Genomic DNA, 15707 nt, shown 5'->3' with positions numbered 1-15707 from the left:
CCGGCTCGGCGGTGCTGCCGGAAAGACGGCACTGCTCGCCCTGGTCCATCTGGCGCAGGCACCATCAGGCAACAGCCCGACGCAACCACTCCCGACAACGGATCGCCGACGAGCCCACCGGATAGATCACGAAACCAGACTGGAGTGCTAAGCCCGCTGCACCGCGCCCTCGTACGCCTCGCGCGCGTCCAGGAGTTCGTTCCAGTGTTCCTCCGCCCACGCGCACGCCGCCGCCATCGGCGCCAGCATGCTGCGGCCGAGCGGCGTCAGTTCGTATTCGACCCTGAGGGTCGGGCCCTCGTGCTCGGTGCGGGCGATCAGGCCGTCCCGCCGCAGGCCTCGCAGTGACTGCGTCAGTACCTTCGCACTCACGCCGCGCAGCGGAATGCGGAGTTCCGAGAAGCGGCGCGGGCCGTCCTCCAGGCAACGGATCACCAGCGCCGCCCATTTGTCCCCGAATCGGATCGGCGAAAGCGTGGACGGGCAGAGCTCGTCGAACATGTCAGGAGACAGCGGTCGCGTCATGCGTACCACGCTATCCGGTACCCACTCGGTAACCACCCCTCCGACTACCGTCCGGGCATCGGCTGGAGAAGCGCCAGCCCTCACACGGAGGTAGGCACATGAGCAAGGTCGTGGTCTTCGGCGCCGGCGGACGGGCCGGGCGGCAGGCCGTCGCCGAGGCGCGGCGGCGGGGGCACCACGTCACGGCGGTGGTGCGCGACTCCGCCACGTACGCGGATCTGGCCGCGGAAGGCGTCGACGTCGTCGAGGGCGACATCACCGACGCCGCCGCCGTCGCGTCCCTCGTCACCGGCCACGACGCCGTCATCGCCGCCGCTGCCGCCTACGGTCCCGGCATCGATTCCCGCGCGTTCTTCGTGGGAGCCGCACAGGCCCTCACCGGTGGGCTGACCGCGGCCGGCGTGCGGCGACTGGTCGTCGTCGGGCTTTCGTCCCTGTTGCCGGACGGCTCGGGGACGGCCCTCATGGACGGCCCCGGCTTCCCCGCCGAATTCCGGCCCTTCTGCCTCGCTCACGGCGAGGGACTGGCCGTTCTCCAGTCGGGCGCGGCCGGCCTCGACTGGCTGTACGCCAGCCCCGCCGGCGACTTCGACCACTCCGGCACGCGCACCGGTACGTACGGCATCGGCGACCACGGCGACGGCCTCAACCGCATTTCGTACGCCGACTTCGCCATCGCCCTGCTGGACGAGATCGATGCGCCCCAGCACCACCACACGCATCTCGCCGTGACCGGCTGACGCCGACAGCGCCCGCGCGAGGATCGACGCCAGCACCATCACCCACGGCCCTGTCCCCGCCGTCGGGTTCACCTGCGCCGCCTGAGGGGCGCCGGGAGTGCGGCGAGGGCTCCGGGCCGTCCTGCCCGGCGGTTCCCCGGCGGGCGTCTGCTGCCCCCAGCCGTCGGCGGTCCCCCGTCAGTGCCGCGAGGCGGACGGGTTCAGGACGGCTCCGAGGAGGCGGTTGGACAGCGGGGGCGGGGCGCCGACCAGCCCCACCGCCACCTCAGGGTGACCACCCTCAGGGCTGGACGCCGACGTCCAGGGGACCCTCCGCGGCCTAAGCTGAGGCATGGTCAGCAGTCATCCCGACGTCGAAGCACTCACCCGCGTCGTGCCCCCCCGACTCCGGTGTCGACGAAGCGATCGACTGGGACGCCGTCGAGGCGGAGTGGGGCACCCGGCTGCCCAGCGACTACCAGGCGTTCATGGCGACCTATGGCTGTGGATCCATCTGGGACCTGGGGATCCTCCGCCCCCTGCCCTACAAGGGGCGCCCCACCCAGTGGTTCTCGACCATCGCCGACGAGACGCCCACGATCCGGCATCTGTGGGACGAGAGCGTAGCGGCACTGGGCACCGGCCTCGGGGCGGACGCCGTACTGCCCTGGGGCGACGGCTGCAACGGCGCCCTCATGGGGTGGCTGACGAACAGCCCCGATCCGGATCAGTGGCCGGTGGTCGTCTGGGCGCGCCACGGATCTCCGCGCTGGACGCTTCACACGTGCGGCATGGCCGCGTTCCTGCGGCGCCTGCTGCTCACGGAGTTCGACACGAACCCGCTCAGCGACGACACCCTCTGGGGAAACGTCGAGCCGTTCGTCCACTGGCGGGAGGCACAGCGGCGTTACTTCGCCGGCCTCGACACCCTCACCGGTGAGCCGGATCCCTATGCCGACATGTATCCGGCGGATCCCCGTGAGTTCGTTGCATAGCGACGCCGGACATGCGGAAGGGGCCGCGGGAGGAGGGGCGTTCCTCCCACGGCCCCCGGCTGCGGTCTACCAGCTCCAGTAGCCGTGCGAGATCCAGCCGGAGACGCCGGTGTTCACGTCGTAGACCTTGTCCCACTGGCCGTCACCCGAGACGTCGCGGTGGGCCAGACGGTGGTTGCTGTAGCAGAGACCGACGACCGAGCTGGACGTGCTCGCGGCGGCGCGGATGCGCACGCCCTCGCCCGTGCAGTGGCCGTAGACGTCGTCGGCGTACGCCGGCGCCGCCAGGGCCGCGCCGCCGAGCGTCGCGGCGACCAGCAGGCCGGCCACGGCAGCGGCGCGCTTGCCCGCGCTCTTCCCCCGAATTACGGACTTCACTTGTTACTCCTCAACGGTGTTCCAACCGGGTGCCAATGATCTTGGGCCCGGCGGACGGGAACCTATCAGCGCGATGATCTTGAAAATGGCCGCGCAGCGATTTCAAGACATGTCCATGACTGATTGGTGACAGTAGGAGCCGTGAGGCGCGGCGGAGTGGCCCTCAAGCGCCACGCCTACCCCGCACCGGGGCAAGAACGCGCAGCCCGAGCGCCCCGGTTCGCCCACCGCAGCGCCGCCGCCCACTCCACCTCCCCCGGGCCCCGCCGCACGGGCGTCACCGCACTGGGCAACCCCGGCGGCCGCAGAGCGCCGTAGTCGAGGAAACGCCGGGTCCCGCACCTGTTGCACCGCCACTCACCCCCCGCCCGCGTCGTCCACTCCGCACGGTGCGGGCACCCCCTGCCGCTCACGGCATCCCGTCCTCGGTCTCCGCGTGCGCGTCACGCAGGTGGTGGCGCACGGCGACCGTCGCCGCCACCGCCTCCCGCTTCGCCCCACGGTCCACCGCCCGCCGCTGCGCCGCCCGCAACCTCCCGCACTCCGCGCAGCCGCCCCCCGCCGCGCGCTCCTCCCGCGTCGCCAACCGCAACACCTCCGGCGGCACCTCCCACTCCCTGCCGCCCCCGGGGCGCCTCACCTGTACGCGCGGCCCCACCATCCCCATCACTTGGGCGAGTCGCTCATGGCGGGTGTCGATCACGTACGTGCCCTCGCGGTAGGTCATCGGCGCCTCCGGGTCCGGGTGGGGGGTGGGCCTGTCGTGCACGGGTGTTCCCTTCGGGGTGATTCTCACGGACTGTGCCCAGATCGTCGCCGTACGGGACTAGCCTCCGGAAGGGGGTTGGGCTCTCCAACACCGCCGTCAAGAAGGCGAGTTAGCCATGGCCAAAGACCTGGGCGCACAAGGCCCGTCCATCGCCAGGCAGGCCTACGGCGAGGAGCTACGGCTACGGCGCGAGGCTGCGAACCACACCCAGCAGTCCCTCGCCGACACCGTCGTCTGCTCGCCGTCGCTGATCGCCCACATCGAGGCCGGGCGGCGCAAGCCGCGCGTCGAGGACGCGAGGCGGTTGGACAAGGAGCTGGGTACGGACGGCTTCTTCGAACGGTTCCTGCCGACGCTGAGCCCATCGCGATTCGCCGGGCACTTCGCGCCGCTGGTGGAGATGGAGAAGCAGGCCACGTCCATCCGGGAACACGGGTCCGGTCTTGTGCCCGGCCTCCTGCAGATCGAACCGTACGCTCGCGCCATCTTCCGTTTCGGGCTGGTCAACATGACAGCAGCCGAGGTCGACAGGCGAGTCGCTCAGCGCCTGGAACGGTCACACATCCTCGAAGGGCCGGACGGGCCGGTCATGTGGGTGCTGCTGGACGAACATGTGCTGCGTAGAGTGGTCGGCGGACCAGCCGTCATGGCCGCGCAACTGCGCCATGTCGCAAAGCTGGCCGACAGTGGTCGCATCCGGCTGCACGTGCTCCCCTTCAGCATTGGCAGCCATGCGCTGGTCGCCAGCTCGATGTCCCTCTACAGGTTCGACGACGCACCTCCGTTGGCGTACGTTGAGGGAGTCAAGACAGGACACATGTACGACGAACCGTCGAGGGTCGCTCAGTGCCAAGCGGCGTACGAACTCGCGCTGGGTGATGCGCTCTCGTGCCATGCGTCACTGTCCATGATCAATGCGGTAGCAGAGGAGTATGAGCATGCACTCTGAGCAGCACATACCGGACTGGCGCAAGTCGAGTTACAGCTCTGCCGGAGACGAAGACGGCAGCGACAACTGTCTTGAGGTCAACGACACCCACCCCACCCGCATCCGCGTCCGCGACTCCAAGCTCACCCACAGCCCCGTCTTGACAGTGCCCTCGTCATCCTGGAGCGCGTTCGTCGCCCTGCTCCGCTAAAGGCCGCCCCGCCGTACGCGGCGGGCCGCCGTTTCGCCAAGGGAGTCGTCCGTCATCAGCGGACGAGAAGGGACGAGAAAAAGGGAAAGAGGGAAGGAGGAACACCCACTCCTTGCCACTTTTAACTTATAGCGCACAGGGGGCCTTGCGGCAAGGCCCCCCTCCTACCGCAGAATCACCCCCCTAAGCCGTCATGACCTGCGGAAACGGGGAGTCGCGAAGTGCGTGTGTTGTTGCTGGCGTATGGGTCGCGTGGGGACGTCGAGCCGATGGTGGGACTCGCGACGCAGCTGCGGGCCGTCGGCGCCGAGGTGCAGGTATGCGCGCCGCCGGACTTCGCGGAGCTTCTGGACGGTGCCGGCCTTCCGCTGGTGCCGCTCGGCCAGTCGGTGCGCGAGATGGCGACCAAGGCGGTGACCGGAACTCAGCCGATGCCCGCGAAGAGCCTGCCGCAGCGCGCGGCCGAGATGTTCGCCGCGACGTACGCGTCGGTCGCCGCGGTGGCCGAGGGCTGTGACGCGGTCGTGGCGACCGGTTTGCTGCCGGCTGCGGCCGCCGCGCGGGCTGTCGCGGAGAAGCTGGGCGTCCCCTACGTGTTCGTGGCCTACTTCCCGACCTACCTGCCGTCGCCGCACCACCCGCCGCTCGTGTGGCCGGGCCGGCCGGTCCCGCCGGAGGTGACCGACAACCGGGTGCTGTGGGACCTGAACGCCGACACCATGAACGAGCTGTTCGGCGAGGCGATCAACACCCACCGGGCGACGATCGGCCTGCCCCCCGTGGGCGACGTCCGCGACCACGTCTTCACCGACCGCCCGTGGCTGGCGGCGGACCCGGCCCTGAGCCCGTGGCTGGAGACGGCGGACCTCGACGTGGTGCAGACCGGCGCGTGGATCCGGCCGGACGAGCGCCCGCTGCCGGCCGGCCTTGAGGCCTTCCTGGACGCCGGCCCGCCGCCGGTCTACGTGGGCTTCGGCAGCATGCCCCTGCGCGACGCGCAGGACGTCACCCGGGCGGCCGTCGAGGCGGTCCGCGCGCAGGGCCGTCGCGTGCTCCTCTCCCGCGGCTGGGCCGACCTGGCCCTGACCGACGACCAGGACGACTGCTTCGCCGTCGGCGAGGTCAACCAGCAGGCACTGTTCGGCCGGGTGGCCGCCGTCGTGCACCACGGTGGCGCCGGCACCACGACGACGGCCGCCCGGGCCGGCACGCCGCAGGTGGTGGTGCCGCAGATGGCGGACCAGCCGTACTGGGCCGGCCGGGTCGCCGACCTGGGCATCGGCGCGGCCCACGACGGGCCGGCTCCCACGTTCGAGTCCCTGTCGGCCGCGCTCAAGACGGCCCTGACCCCGGAGACCCGTGCGCGGGCGCAGGCCGTGGCCGGCACGATCCGGACCGACGGGGCAGCGGTGGCCACGAAGCTGCTGCTCGACGCGATCAGCTGAGAGACCGCCCCCCGCGGACGGGCCCGTCCCGGAACACGAGTACCCGCACTACCGGTCGCAAGCGGCCTCACCTCGGAGCTGATCACGTGAACCCCCTGACCACCAGCGCCTTCGACCTGCCCGCCACCCTCTCCGCCAAGGCCGACCCGACGCTGATCGACGGCGACGAGCAGCACTTCGCGGCTATCGCGGAGTGCCTTGAGCAGTCCATCGCCGACCTGACCGACCGCCTGGACGCCCTGCTCCGGGCGCCCGGCGGCCTCGGTCAGCAGGCGATGGAGCGGGACACGGAGATCCACCGGCTCACCGGCCGTCTGCGCGCCCTGCGCCGCTTCGGTCTGGACCTGTGCCTCGGGCACATGGTCGGCGCGGACCACCCGGAGCCCGTGTACGTCGGCCGGCTCGGCCTCAAGGACAGCGCGGGCCGTCGGCTGCTGCTCGACTGGCGCTCCCCCGCGGCCGAGCCGTTCTTCGGAGCCACCCACGCCAACCCGATGGGCCTGGCGAGCCGCCGCAGGTACCGCTGGACCCGCGGCCGGATCAGCGACTACTGGGACGAGGTGTTCACCGCGGACGGGTTCGCCGGGCACGCGGCGCTCGACGACCAGTCCGCCTTCATCGCCAGCCTGGGCGGCAACCGGTCCCCGCGGATGCGCGACGTGCTCGGCACCATCCAGGCCGACCAGGACGCCATCATCCGCGCGGGGTCCCGCGGCGCCCTCGTCGTCGACGGCGGTCCGGGTACGGGCAAGACCGTCGTCGCCCTGCACCGCTCCGCCTACCTCCTCTACTCCGACCCGCGGCTCGCCCAGCGCCGCGGCGGCGTGCTGTTCGTCGGTCCGCACCAGCCCTACCTGTCCTACGTCGCCGACGTCCTCCCCAGCCTCGGAGAGGAAGGGGTGCAGACCTGCACCCTGCGGGACCTCGTCGCCGAGGGAGCCGCGGCCACGGTCGAGACCGACCCGGACGTAGCCCGTCTGAAGTCGTCCGCGGGCATGGTGAAGGCGATCGAGAAGGCCGTCGGCATCTACGAGGAGCCGCCCACCGAGGCGATGACGGTCACGACCCCCTGGTCGGAGATCCGGCTGGGTGCCGACGACTGGGCCGAGGCGTTCGACGCGGCGGCGGGGACCCCGCACAACGAGGCGCGCGAGCAGATATGGGAGGAACTGGTCGCGATCCTGCTGGACCGGTGCGAGGCCGAGGACGTCTCGCCCGAGCAGTTCCGCAGGTCGCTGCGGCACGACAAGGAGCTGGTCGGGACCCTCAACCGCGCGTGGCCGCTGCTTGAGGCGACCGACCTCGTCGGAGACCTGTGGTCGGTGCCCGCCTACCTGCGCCTGTGCGCCCCCTGGCTCAGCCCCGACGAGGTGCGCAAGCTCCAGCGCAAGGACGCCCCCGACGCCTGGACGGTGTCCGACCTGCCGCTCCTGGACGCGGCACGGCAGCGGCTCGGCGACCCGGAGGCGGCGCGGCGAAAGGTCCGGCACAAGGCCGCCGTCGCCGCGGAACGCGCCCGCATGGCCACCGTCATCGACAACGTCATCGCCTCCGACGACGACGGCGAAGGCGCGGTCACCATGCTGCGCGGACGGGACCTGCAGGACGCCCTCGTCGACGAGGCCGCCCTGCCCGGCGCCGCCCCGGACCGGCTCGCCGGCCCGTTCGCGCACGTCGTCGTCGACGAGGCCCAGGAACTGACCGACGCGGAGTGGCAGATGCTGCTGCTCCGCTGCCCGTCCCGGAGCTTCACCATCGTCGGCGACCGCGCCCAGGCCCGGCACGGGTTCACCGAGTCGTGGCAGGAACGGCTCGAGCGGGTCGGGATCGACCGGATCGACCTGGCCGCACTGAGCGTCAACTACCGGACACCGGAGGAGATCATGGCGGAAGCCGAGCCGGTCATCCGGGCCGCGCTCCCGGACGCCAACGTGCCGACCTCCATCCGCAGCGGCGGCGTCCCCGTCGTGCACGGATCCACCGCGGAGCTGAGCTCGGTCCTCGACACCTGGCTCGCCGCGCATGACGAGGGCACCGCCTGCGTCATCGGCGATCCCACCTTCCGGCCGACGTCCCGCGTCCGGTCGCTGACCCCGGAGCTGTCGAAGGGACTTGAGTTCGACCTGGTCGTCCTCGTCGACCCGGAGGCCTTCGGCGACGGCGTCGAAGGAGCCGTCGACCGCTACGTCGCGATGACCCGGGCGACCCGGCAACTCGTCATCCTCACCTCTGCGGGCCAGTAGACCGGACCCCATCTGCCGGGCCGGACAGGGGACTTGAGGGGCGCGTACTCCGGCACAGGGGTGCCCGCCCCTCCGGTCGCGCGGTCAGCCCGGCCCGCGTACGCGCTTCCTGGGGCTACCCCCACCCCCACCCGGTGGCTCCCCGGATGGGTCGCCACACCCCACCCAACCACCATGTCAGTCATGACACTTCAGCCCCGAAAAGCCCTCCTGCTCACTCTCTCCGCCGCCGCCGTGGCCACCGGCCTGGGCGTCGGCCCCGCAAGCGCCGGCGCCGCCACGCCGCAGGGCCGGCCCCCCACCCTGGACTGGGGCCACTGCGCCGACGCCCCCGCCGACTCGTCCCGCGAGTGCGCCACCCTGCGGGTGCCCCTCGACTACGGCAAGCCTGACGGCCGGCAGGTCGACCTCGCCGTCACCCGGATCCGCAGTGACCGGCCCGAAGCCCGGCGCGGTGCGCTGCTCGTCATCGCCGGCGGGCCCGGGGGTTCCGGTGTGGCGGAGGTCGCCGGCAGGGGGAAGAAGCTGATGGAGGCGACCCAGGGGATGTACGACATCGTCAGCTTGGACCCGCGCGGCGTGGGCGGCAGCACCAAGGCGAGCTGCGGACTGTCCGACGACGACCGGGATCTCACCCACCTGCGGCCCTGGCCGGGCCCCGGCGGTGACATCACCGAGAACGTCGCCCGGGCCAAGCGCATCGCCGACGCCTGTGCCCGCAACGGCGGCGAGCTGTTGCGCTCGATCTCCTCCACCAACGAGGTGCGCGACATCGAGCGGTTCCGGCAGGCCCTCGGCGAGGAGAAGCTCTCCGCCGTGGGCCGCTCGTACGGCACGTACGTGGGCGCCGTCTACGCGCAGAAGTACCCCGAGCGCACCGACCGCTGGGTGCTCGACAGCAACGGCGACCCCGACCCCTCGCGCGTCGAGCGCGGCTGGTCGGCGAACATGTCCGTCGGCGCCGACGACCGCTTCCCCGACTTCGCCCGGTGGGCCGCCGACCCGGCCCGCGACAGCGGCGGGAAGAAGCAGCGCCTGGCGCGGACGCCCGAAGAGGTGCGGCCCCTGTTCCTCGCGCTCGCCGCCAAGCTGGACCGCGAGCCGAGGAAGTTCGCCGACGGACACCTCCTCACCGGCGACCGGCTGCGGCAGAACCTCCAGCAGGCCCTCTACGACGACAAGTCGTTCGGCGCCCTCGCCGACCTGATCCTGGCCGCCTCCCGTGACGGCGCCGCACCCGTCGAGGCGCCCGAACTCATCCCCGTCACCATCCCCGACACCGAGGCCGCCGTCATGATCGGCGTGCTGTGCAACGACGTGCGCTGGCCGAAGTCCCTCGCGTCGTACGCGCGAGAGGTCGCCGTCGACCGGGTCCGGCACCCGCTCACCGCCGGAATGCCGGTCGGTGTGATGCCCTGCGCCTTCTGGAAGGACGCCCCCGCCGACAAACCCACGCGCATCACGTCCGACGGGCCCTCCAACGTCCTGATGATCCAGAACCTGCGCGACCCCGCGACCCCGTACAGCGGGGCGCTGAAGATGCGGGAGGCCTTCGGCGACCGGGCCCGGCTCGTGAGCGTCGACTCCGGCGGCCACGGGGCATACCTCAAGTGGGGGAACGCCTGCGGCGACCGCGCGGTCAGCACGTTCCTCACCACCGGTGAGCGGCCCGGGCGGGACGTGTTCTGCAAGGCCGAGGGCTGACCGGTGCGGGGGTCAGAACAGCTGCTGCTGGCCCTCCATCGGCGGCTCCTCGGGGTCGAAGAGTCTGGGTTCCGTCGCCAGCAGCGGTGCCGAGCGGCGCGAGCCCGGACAGGAGACGAGGTCGTAGGAGACGCGGCGGCCCGGCGGGTCGTGGCGGGCGTAGCGGCCGCCGACCACGGCGATCTCGCGGGCGCAGACGGGACAGGTTCGGCGGGGAGAGGACATATCACCAGTCTGGCGCACGGCGGAGGGCGCTCAGAACGCCTCCGTCGGCACGTGCGATCCCCACACCTCCCGCAGGGCCTCGCACACCTCCCCCACCGTCGCCCGCGCCCGCAGCGCCTCCTTCATGGGTGCAAGGACGTTCTCCGTGGTGCCGGCCGCCGCCTTCCGCAGGGCCGTCAGCGCCGACTCGACCGCCGCGCGGTCGCGTTCCGCCCGCAGCCGCTCCAGGCGCTCGCGCTGACGCGCCTCGATCGTGGGGTCGACGCGCAGGGGCTCATACGGCTCCTCCTCCTCGATGCGGAAGCGGTTGACGCCCACGACGACGCGTTCGCCCGCCTCCGTCTCGCGGGCGATCCGGTAGGCGTTGCGTTCGATCTCGGCCTTCTGGAAGCCCTGCTCGATGGCGGCGACCGCGCCGCCCCGGCCCTCGACCTCGTCCATGAGTTCCAGGACGGCGGCCTCGACGTCGTCGGTCAGCGACTCCATCACGTACGAGCCCGCGAAGGGGTCGACAGTCGCGGTCACGTCCGTCTCGTACGCCAGCACCTGCTGGGTCCGCAGGGCCAGGCGGGCCGCCTTGGCCGTGGGCAGGGCGATGGCCTCGTCGAAGGAGTTGGTGTGCAGGGACTGGGTGCCGCCCAGCACGGCCGCGAGGCCCTGGACGGTGACGCGGGCGAGGTTCACCTCCGGCTGCTGGGCCGTGAGCTGGACGCCCGCCGTCTGCGTGTGGAAACGGAGCATCTGCGACTTGGGGTTCCGCGCGCCGAAGTCCTCCTTCATCACCCGCGCCCAGATCCGCCGGGCCGCGCGGAACTTCGCGACCTCCTCCAGCAGCGTCGTGCGGGAGACGAAGAAGAACGACAGCCGGGGGGCGAAGTCGTCCACGTCCATGCCCGCCGCCACGGCCGTACGGACGTACTCGATGCCGTTCGCGAGCGTGAAGGCGATCTCCTGCACGGGTGAGGCCCCCGCCTCGGCCATGTGGTAGCCGGAGATGGAGATGGTGTTCCAGCGGGGGACCTCCCGCCGGCAGTACTGGAAGATGTCGGCGGTCAGGCGCAGCGACGGCTTGGGCGGGAAGATGTACGTCCCGCGCGCGACGTACTCCTTCAGCACGTCGTTCTGGATCGTGCCGGTCAGGTGCTCCGCCGCGACGCCCTGCTCCTCCGCCACCAGCTGGTACAGCAACAGCAGCAGGGCCGCCGGGGCGTTGATGGTCATGGAGGTCGACACCTCGCCGAGCGGGATGCCGTCGAACAGCACCTTCATGTCCTCGACGGAGTCGACGGCGACGCCGACCCTGCCGACCTCGCCGCTCGCGAGGTCCGCGTCGGAGTCGTGCCCCATCTGGGTGGGCAGGTCGAAGGCGACGGACAGGCCGTGGGTGCCGTGCTCGATGAGCTGGCGGTAGCGGGCGTTGGACTCGGCGGCGGTGCCGAAGCCCGCGTACTGGCGCATGGTCCAGGGGCGGCCGGTGTACATCGTGGGGTACACGCCGCGGGTGAAGGGGTACGAGCCCGGGGCGCCGAGCTTCTCGGCGGGGTTCCAGCCGGCCAGGGCCTCGGGCCCGAGGACGGGGTCGACGGGCAGGCCGGATTCGGTCGATCGGGGCGTCGGTCGGGTCATGGGGCGCGCCTCCCGCTCTCCGCTTCGGAAGGAGACCCGGCTCGGGGCCTCTCCTTCGGACTGTAGCGGCAGGGCGGACCGGGCCCCGGCTCACCACGCACGCTCCGCGTGGCAGGGGGGAGGGGGCGGCGCGGGCAGGACTGGGGGAAGAGTCCCGCCCGCGCCAGGTGCGCGGAGCCGATGTGAATGGGGGGAACTCCGGCTCCCGCGCAGCCGATGACCAGTCGGCTCACTTCCTACAGCGTCACGGTGCCGGAAAGTGTCACACCCGGCTGCCGGGCGGGGTCGCCGAGGCTCGGCTGGGAGCGGTTGAGCGGCGGCGTGCCGGGGAGGGAGCCCTTGCGGAGGTCGTCCCACACCGAGCCGTCGTCCTTCTTCCCGCCGCTCATCCCGGAGCCCGTGTCCGCCGAGCCCAGGATCTGCTCGCAGTACGCCCGGACGAGCGCCGAGCCGCCGGCGGCCCGCTCCAGGGTGCGGGCCTCCTCCTCGTTCACGCCCGGACCGCTGAGGCCGCGCTTGCCGGACGCCAGGTAGTCGCGGCAGATGCGGGCCGCCCAGTCGCGGCCGCCCACGGGGAGCTTGGGCTCCCTCGTCGGGTCGGTGCCCTTCTCGTCCTTGCCGTCGCGTCGCGGGGTCGCCGAGGGGCCGTCGGTCGCCCGGCCGCCGGGGGTGGCGGAGGGGCTGCCGGGCCGGTGGGTGCCCCCGGTGCCGGGTGTCTCGCCGGGCCGGGTGCCGTGGGCACCGCCGTGCGAGGGCTCGGCGGAGGCGCCCGCGGAGCCCGTGCCGGCGGTCTCGGCACCGCCGTCGGCCATGGTCACGCTGTTGGCGGGCGCCGGCTCACCGCTGCCGCCGCCGAACGGTCCGGGCAGGACGCCCGCGCCCGCGGCGACCGCGACCCCGCCCACCGCACAGCCGGCCAGGGCCATCGCGAGGGTGGCCTTGACGGGGCGCCGGAAGAGGGAGCGGACGGCGAAGGCGGGTCTGCGGCGTCCGGTGTGGGCCACCTCGGGGGTGACGGGTCCCGGGTGCACGGCGACCGCTGCCGCGGCGGCGGTCGCCTCCGTGGTCGCCCGTGCCGCGCGGAAGGCGGCCAGCGCGGCCTCCTCGCCGGGCAGCGGGCCGGCGGGGTCCGCGCCCCGCAGCGGAGCGGGGTCGGCGAGGGCCCGCAGGGCCGCGGTCACGCGCTCGGCGGAGGCGGCGAAGGCCGCCGCCTCGTCGGGGTCCGCGCCCGTCCGCGCAGCCGTGTCCACCGCGCCGGCCGCGGCCGGGCGGCCGTCGGCGGACCCGGTGGCCCCGGGTGCGTCCTGTCGATCCTCGTGGTCGCCCTGGTCGCTGCCCGCGTCGGCGCCCGCCTCGTCGTCCGCGGCGTTTCCGCCGCGCAACAGCCGCTCCACGGCGTCGTCATCCAGCCAGTCGTACCGGTGGTCGTCCGCCATCACATGTCCTTCTGCGTCCGCGGGCGCAATTGCGTCACACCGGCGGAAGCATTGGTTCCGTCGGGCTCGGTGTGTGACTGCCGCCGTCCGGGAATGCCCTCGGCCACGGCCTGCCGGCCACGGCCTGCCCCTGTTCCGCCCCCGGTCACCAACTCGGCCAGACGCCGCAGGCCCCGGTGGGCCGCGGTCCGGACGGCGCCGGGCCGCTTGCCCAGCACCCCGGCCGCGCTCTTCGCGTCGAGCCCGACGACCACCCGCAGGACGACCGCCTCGGCCTGGTCCTGCGGGAGCTGGGCGATGAGCGCGAGGGTCTGTCCGGTGCCCAGGGACTCCAGGGCCTCCCGGGCGGTGTCCGCGTCGGCGGCCCGGCCGGCGAGTTCGCTCTCGTCACCGCCGATGGCCGGGCGCCTGCCGCGCATGCGTATGTGGTCGAGGGCGCGGTTGCGGGCGATGCGCGCGGCCCAGCCGCGGAACCGGTCGGCATCACCGGTGAACCGCTCCAGGTCGCGGGCTATCTGCAACCACGCCTCCGAGGCCACGTCCTCAGCGTCGGCCTCGCCGACGAGCGTGCGTACGTAACCGAGCAGGCGCGGGTGCACGGACCGGTAGACGGTACGGAATGCCGTCTCGTCCCCGTCCTGCGCCGCACGCACCGCGACGGTCAGCTCAGCGTCGTCCCCCTGCACACCCACATCCTGCACCACGTGCCGTACCTGGGATTCAGTAGGCCGCCGGGCCGCTGCCGAATGGATTCTGCGGCTGGCCGTGGGGAGGGTACGGGGCACCGTAGGGCGGAGCGGGCGGGAAGCCCGGCGCGGCCGGGGCGCCGTAGGGCATGCCGCCCATGGGGGCCATGGGCTGCGGCCCCATCGCGGCGCGCTGCTCCTGCATCTTCGTCAGCTGCCGGACCACCAGGATCGCCAGCAGCGCGGCGACGAAGTACAGCAGGAACGCCAGGCCGCTCAGGTTCACCGAGCTCTTGAGCGCGGAGACGTTGTCGTGCCAGTCGGAGCCGTCGTAGGTGTTCCGGTTGGTCGCGACGGAGTAGAGCGCGGACGACACGACGTTGCACGCGGTCGCCGCGATCCACAGCACCCACCAGGCGTTGAGCAGGCCCTTGCGCACGTTCTGCGGACCCGTCGGGGAGCTCGCGCGGTAGATGTCGTTGGCGATCTGCTTGGGGAACCAGAAGTTGACCACCGGCGTGAACCAGGCACCCGCCGCCCAGCCGGTGCCGAAGCGGTGCGTACCGGGCGCGAAGACCTCGGCGTTGACGCGCGTGCGGCGGAACCAGACGGCCCACAGCGTCGCCGTGGCGGCGAGCGTGAGGAAGTACAGCAGGATGGCGACGGCGTAGAAGTCGTCGGCGTCCTCGACCTTGCCCCGGTCGAGGAAGAGGGGACCGTGGTCCAGGATCGTCTCCAGGGCGTCGGCCTGCGCGAAGCGCGCCGCCATCACCAGCAGCGTGACCGGCAGCATCAGCGACAGCATCACGATCAGTGCCACCCGCACGCCGCGGCGCAGGTCCACCCCGCCGACCGGCATCCCGCCCGGCACGCCGGGGTACGGGTACGCCGGCGGCGCGGCCGGCATGGCGCCCATCGGGGCCTGCAGGGACTGCTGGTACGTACCGCAGGCAGCGCAGCGGCCGTCAGGGCCCACGGCGGCGGCGCGGCAATGACCGCACGGATACATCTTTCTGACCCCCAAGGGTTGTGGCCTCGACCCCGGCCACGGGGAAACGACTATGAGCCGGTGATACTACGCGGCCGCGGGCGGTGGCCGGGGTGTGACGGTTTTGGCATGCACGGCGCTGTAGGGAGTGCGTACCCCACCAGGGTTCGCAGCGGACGGCCGGCCGGGGCCTCTCCTGTGGGGGGTGGCGGCCCCGGCCGTCCTCCGTCCGGGAGTCCGCGTCCTAGCGCCGCGCCGGCTCCATCACGCCGAGACCGGCGAGCAGTTCGCGGAAGAGGGTCTCCACCGACGGCTCGGGGTCCGCGGCCAGCACCCTCACCAGCTCCGCCGCGTCCGCCGCGCATCCGGCCGCGTCCGCCCAGGCCGCGCAGTGCGCGGCGGCGGCCTCCGGGCCGGGGAAGAGCTCGTCGAGGCCGAGTCCGGTCTCGGCCATGTAGCGGGCCAGCGTCGTGCGGCCCAGGCAGGCGGACCACGACGGATCGCCGGGACCGGCGCCGACGAGGACCGCGCAGTCGCTCTCCATGACGTACGCGGCCAGCGCCGGGGCGCCGGTCTGGTCGGCGAGGGCGCGGACGAGCGTGTCGATGCCGTCGCCGAGGGCGGGGTGTTCGGGGTGTTCCCACAGCTGCCAGCCGTCCCCGAACGCCCCGGCGGGTACCAGGTGGTCCCGGTTCGCGGCCAGCGCCGGGCACTCCACGAGTGCCCGGGCGCCGCCGCGGCCGACTAATAAGTAACCCCAGAAGCCCATCACCGATCTCCTTCGGTCTGCGCTCGTTCGCACCTAGGTCCGCGAAGGTTCGCGTTCCGT

Annotated in this window: 17 protein-coding genes; 7 read left to right on the top strand and 10 right to left on the bottom strand. The window is 72.6% G+C overall.

What is annotated here, in order from left to right; translation table 11 throughout:
* Positions 1–147: 147 nt before the first annotated feature.
* Positions 148–525, bottom strand: coding sequence for a winged helix-turn-helix transcriptional regulator (locus CYQ11_RS18805; RefSeq protein WP_099201580.1), 378 nt, complete (start codon positions 523–525; stop codon positions 148–150).
* 98 nt (positions 526–623) lie between these two features.
* Here CYQ11_RS18805 and CYQ11_RS18800 point away from each other — a divergent pair, with 98 nt between their 5' ends.
* Positions 624–1265, top strand: a complete 642-nt coding sequence (locus CYQ11_RS18800) for an NAD(P)-dependent oxidoreductase (RefSeq protein ID WP_099201581.1) — start codon at positions 624–626, stop codon at positions 1263–1265.
* Between the two features lie 344 nt (positions 1266–1609).
* Positions 1610–2239 carry an SMI1/KNR4 family protein gene (locus tag CYQ11_RS18795; RefSeq protein ID WP_099201582.1) on the top strand — a complete coding sequence of 210 codons (630 nt, stop codon included), beginning with the start codon at positions 1610–1612 and terminating at the stop codon, positions 2237–2239.
* A 66-nt stretch (positions 2240–2305) separates the two neighbouring features.
* Here CYQ11_RS18795 and CYQ11_RS18790 read toward each other — a convergent pair whose 3' ends face one another.
* The 3 genes from CYQ11_RS18790 to CYQ11_RS18785 all read right to left on the bottom strand — a co-directional run bounded on the left by CYQ11_RS18790 (position 2306) and on the right by CYQ11_RS18785 (position 3386).
* The gene (locus tag CYQ11_RS18790) at positions 2306–2617 is read right to left on the bottom strand and encodes an SH3 domain-containing protein (protein ID WP_107489261.1); all 312 of its coding nucleotides are present in this window, start codon (positions 2615–2617) and stop codon (positions 2306–2308) included.
* A gap of 176 nt (positions 2618–2793) precedes the next feature.
* Positions 2794–3030: a DUF6255 family natural product biosynthesis protein gene (locus tag CYQ11_RS30905; RefSeq protein ID WP_398781098.1), complete on the bottom strand. Its 237-nt coding sequence runs from the start codon at positions 3028–3030 to the stop codon at positions 2794–2796.
* Positions 3027–3386, bottom strand: a complete 360-nt coding sequence (locus tag CYQ11_RS18785) for a hypothetical protein (protein WP_099201584.1) — start codon at positions 3384–3386, stop codon at positions 3027–3029. The genes CYQ11_RS30905 and CYQ11_RS18785 overlap by 4 nt, the downstream gene beginning before the upstream one ends.
* A 115-nt stretch (positions 3387–3501) precedes the next feature.
* Here CYQ11_RS18785 and CYQ11_RS18780 point away from each other — a divergent pair, with 115 nt between their 5' ends.
* The 5 genes from CYQ11_RS18780 (at position 3502) to CYQ11_RS18760 (ending at position 9917) form a co-directional block, all read left to right on the top strand.
* On the top strand, positions 3502–4335 hold the full coding sequence (locus CYQ11_RS18780) for a helix-turn-helix domain-containing protein (protein ID WP_099201585.1): 834 nt from the start codon (positions 3502–3504) through the stop codon (positions 4333–4335).
* Entirely contained in the window at positions 4325–4525 is a 201-nt protein-coding gene (locus tag CYQ11_RS18775) for a DUF397 domain-containing protein (RefSeq protein ID WP_240003595.1), read from the top strand. Before CYQ11_RS18780 ends, CYQ11_RS18775 begins: the two co-directional genes overlap by 11 nt.
* A gap of 269 nt (positions 4526–4794) precedes the next feature.
* Positions 4795–5970, top strand: a complete 1176-nt coding sequence (locus CYQ11_RS18770) for a glycosyltransferase (protein WP_240003596.1) — start codon at positions 4795–4797, stop codon at positions 5968–5970.
* An 86-nt stretch (positions 5971–6056) separates the two neighbouring features.
* On the top strand, positions 6057–8213 hold the full coding sequence (gene helR / locus CYQ11_RS18765) for an RNA polymerase recycling motor ATPase HelR (protein WP_099201588.1): 2157 nt from the start codon (positions 6057–6059) through the stop codon (positions 8211–8213).
* Between the two features lie 183 nt (positions 8214–8396).
* Positions 8397–9917, top strand: coding sequence for an alpha/beta hydrolase (locus CYQ11_RS18760; RefSeq protein ID WP_099201589.1), 1521 nt, complete (start codon positions 8397–8399; stop codon positions 9915–9917).
* A gap of 12 nt (positions 9918–9929) precedes the next feature.
* On the opposite strand, the gene CYQ11_RS18755 is transcribed toward CYQ11_RS18760, so the two are convergent.
* The 6 genes from CYQ11_RS18755 to CYQ11_RS18730 all read right to left on the bottom strand — a co-directional run bounded on the left by CYQ11_RS18755 (position 9930) and on the right by CYQ11_RS18730 (position 15647).
* Complete coding sequence (locus CYQ11_RS18755) at positions 9930–10142, bottom strand: hypothetical protein (protein ID WP_099201590.1); 213 nt, start codon at positions 10140–10142, stop codon at positions 9930–9932.
* A gap of 30 nt (positions 10143–10172) precedes the next feature.
* On the bottom strand, positions 10173–11768 hold the full coding sequence (locus tag CYQ11_RS18750; protein ID WP_099201591.1) for an acyl-CoA mutase large subunit family protein: 1596 nt from the start codon (positions 11766–11768) through the stop codon (positions 10173–10175).
* 236 nt (positions 11769–12004) lie between these two features.
* Complete coding sequence (locus CYQ11_RS18745) at positions 12005–13204, bottom strand: hypothetical protein (protein ID WP_099201592.1); 1200 nt, start codon at positions 13202–13204, stop codon at positions 12005–12007.
* Positions 13204–13908 (bottom strand): RNA polymerase sigma factor, encoded by a 705-nt coding sequence (locus CYQ11_RS18740; RefSeq protein WP_099201593.1) that lies wholly within the window; start codon positions 13906–13908, stop codon positions 13204–13206. The genes CYQ11_RS18745 and CYQ11_RS18740 overlap by 1 nt, the downstream gene beginning before the upstream one ends.
* Positions 13909–13924: 16 nt before the next feature.
* A complete protein-coding gene (locus CYQ11_RS18735) occupies positions 13925–14797 on the bottom strand; it encodes a DUF4328 domain-containing protein (RefSeq protein ID WP_181143700.1) in 873 nt (290 codons plus the stop codon).
* A 325-nt stretch (positions 14798–15122) separates the two neighbouring features.
* The gene (locus CYQ11_RS18730) at positions 15123–15647 is read right to left on the bottom strand and encodes a hypothetical protein (RefSeq protein WP_099201595.1); all 525 of its coding nucleotides are present in this window, start codon (positions 15645–15647) and stop codon (positions 15123–15125) included.
* Between the last annotated feature and the right edge of the window lie 60 nt (positions 15648–15707).

The sequence above is a fragment of the Streptomyces cinnamoneus genome, assembly GCF_002939475.1.
Lineage (GTDB): Bacteria > Actinomycetota > Actinomycetes > Streptomycetales > Streptomycetaceae > Streptomyces > Streptomyces cinnamoneus_A.
This window is presented reverse-complemented; position numbering and strand designations above follow the sequence as displayed.

What these genes read in the sequence shown, in the direction of transcription:
- CYQ11_RS18805 (WP_099201580.1), bottom strand. Translation starts at nt 525, where the DNA reads ATGACGCGACCGCTGTCTCCTGACATGTTCGACGAGCTCTGCCCGTCC.
- CYQ11_RS18800 (WP_099201581.1), top strand. Translation starts at nt 624, where the DNA reads ATGAGCAAGGTCGTGGTCTTCGGCGCCGGCGGACGGGCCGGGCGGCAG.
- CYQ11_RS18780 (WP_099201585.1), top strand. Translation starts at nt 3,502, where the DNA reads ATGGCCAAAGACCTGGGCGCACAAGGCCCGTCCATCGCCAGGCAGGCC.
- CYQ11_RS18775 (WP_240003595.1), top strand. Translation starts at nt 4,325, where the DNA reads ATGCACTCTGAGCAGCACATACCGGACTGGCGCAAGTCGAGTTACAGC.
- CYQ11_RS18770 (WP_240003596.1), top strand. Translation starts at nt 4,795, where the DNA reads ATGGTGGGACTCGCGACGCAGCTGCGGGCCGTCGGCGCCGAGGTGCAG.
- CYQ11_RS18760 (WP_099201589.1), top strand. Translation starts at nt 8,397, where the DNA reads ATGACACTTCAGCCCCGAAAAGCCCTCCTGCTCACTCTCTCCGCCGCC.
- CYQ11_RS18755 (WP_099201590.1), bottom strand. Translation starts at nt 10,142, where the DNA reads ATGTCCTCTCCCCGCCGAACCTGTCCCGTCTGCGCCCGCGAGATCGCC.
- CYQ11_RS18750 (WP_099201591.1), bottom strand. Translation starts at nt 11,768, where the DNA reads ATGACCCGACCGACGCCCCGATCGACCGAATCCGGCCTGCCCGTCGAC.
- CYQ11_RS18745 (WP_099201592.1), bottom strand. Translation starts at nt 13,204, where the DNA reads ATGGCGGACGACCACCGGTACGACTGGCTGGATGACGACGCCGTGGAG.
- CYQ11_RS18735 (WP_181143700.1), bottom strand. Translation starts at nt 14,797, where the DNA reads ATGCCGGCCGCGCCGCCGGCGTACCCGTACCCCGGCGTGCCGGGCGGG.
- CYQ11_RS18730 (WP_099201595.1), bottom strand. Translation starts at nt 15,647, where the DNA reads ATGGGCTTCTGGGGTTACTTATTAGTCGGCCGCGGCGGCGCCCGGGCA.